This is a genomic window from Mesorhizobium sp. M4A.F.Ca.ET.020.02.1.1, from assembly GCF_004022645.1.
Classification (GTDB): Bacteria; Pseudomonadota; Alphaproteobacteria; order Rhizobiales; family Rhizobiaceae; genus Mesorhizobium.
Genome location: NZ_RZOI01000983.1, coordinates 1 through 1783, shown reverse-complemented (window position 1 = coordinate 1783; position 1783 = coordinate 1). Strand labels below are relative to the sequence as shown.

The following is a 1783-nucleotide window of genomic DNA, read 5'->3' as shown; positions in this document are numbered from 1 at the left end:
GTCTATGTCTCGGCGACCGGCGCAACCGCCGCCGAGAATCTGGCCTATGCCCAGCGTCTCGGCATTTGGGGTAGCGAGGATTTTCCCTTCGCCAATCGCGCCGAGTTCGTCGCGGCGATCGAGGATGGCGGCGTCGCCGCCATGGAGGCGCTCGCCCGCGATCTCAAATCGCTCGGCCTCTACACGTCGCGATCGCTCCCCTATGACGGCGTCGAATACGACCTGCTCGAGCACGAACTGACAGAAGAGCAGATTCGCATCTACAACGCCTATGCGGACGCCTTCCAGGTCATCCACAACAATCTGACCGCCGCGCTCGAGGCCGCCAATATCACCAGCGAGACCGGCACGCTGAACCGCAATGCCAAGGCCGCAGCACGCTCGGCCTTCGAAAGCACTAAGCAGCGTTTCTTCAGCCATCTCATCACCTCGATGATGACGCCGACGCTGATCGGTGCGATCGAGCAGGACCGCGCCGACGGTCATTCGGCGGTCGTCCAGATCGTTTCGACCGGCGAGGCGCTGATGGAACGGCGGCTGGCCGAGATCCCGGCAGAGGAATGGTCAGACCTCCACGTCGACGTGACCCCGCGCGAGTACGTACTCGGGTATCTGATGCATTCCTTCCCGACGCAGCTGTTCGAGGAATATTCGGACGCCGAGGGCAATATCTACTCGCGACCTGTCCACGATGCCGAAGGCAATGCCGTGCAGTGCCGCGAGGCTGCGCGCCGCCGCGACGAGATGATCGAAAGGCTGGCCTCGTTGCCGCCGGTCGGCAGCGCGCTCGACCAGATCCTCCACCATTTCGGCACCGACACCGTCGCCGAGGTTACCGGTCGCTCGCGCCGCATCGTCAAAAAGACCGGTCGCGACGGCATCGACCGGCGCGCCGTCGAGAACCGGCCCGGCTCGGCCAATCTCGCAGAGACTCAAAGCTTCATGAATGACGACAAGATTGTACTGGTCTTTTCCGATGCCGGCGGCACCGGCCGCTCCTACCATGCCGATCTCGGCGCGAAAAACCAGAGACTGCGCAAGCACTATCTGCTCGAAGCCGGCTGGCGCGCCGACAACGCCATCCAGGGACTCGGCCGGACGCACCGGACCAACCAGGCGCAGCCGCCACTGTTCCGACCGATGGCCGCCAATGTGAAGGCCGGCAAACGTTTCCTGTCGACCATTGCCCGACGGCTTGACACGCTTGGTGCGATCACGCGCGGCCAGCGCCAGACCGGCGGGGCAGGGCTGTTCAGGTCCGAGGACAATCTCGAAAGCCCCTACGCCCGTGCGGCGCTACGTCAGTTTTATCATCTGCTGCACCAGGGCAAGATCGAGGGCTGCTCGCTGACGACCTTCGAGGCGGTCACCGGGCTGTCTCTCACCACGGAAGAAGGCGGTCTGCGCGACGAGCTGCCGCCGATCACGACCTGGCTCAACCGGCTGCTGGCGCTGCGCATCGAAACCCAGAACCTGCTGTTCGAAGTGTTCGAGCAGCTGATGACGGCAAGAATAGAAGGCGCCATCGCCGCGGGCAATTATGACAAGGGGCTGGAGACGATCACGGCGGAGAGCATCATCGTAACCGATCGCCGCACAGTCTACACGCATCCGGTTTCCGGTGCGCAGTCTCATGTGCTGACCGTAGCACGCAAGGATCGCATCCGCCCGCTCGGCCTGTCCGAAGCACTGGCGATCGCACGCGCGGAACCGCAGTCGGTTCTCCTGGTCAACGCGCGATCGAGCCGCGCGGCGATCCAGCTGCCGACGGCAAGTCTGATGC

1 protein-coding gene is annotated in these 1783 nt (G+C 64.0%); it reads left to right on the top strand.

What is annotated here, in order from left to right:
- Window positions 1-1783: strawberry notch C-terminal domain-containing protein (locus EN742_RS33920; protein WP_189375716.1), on the top strand; the 1783-nt coding region annotated here is incomplete at both ends.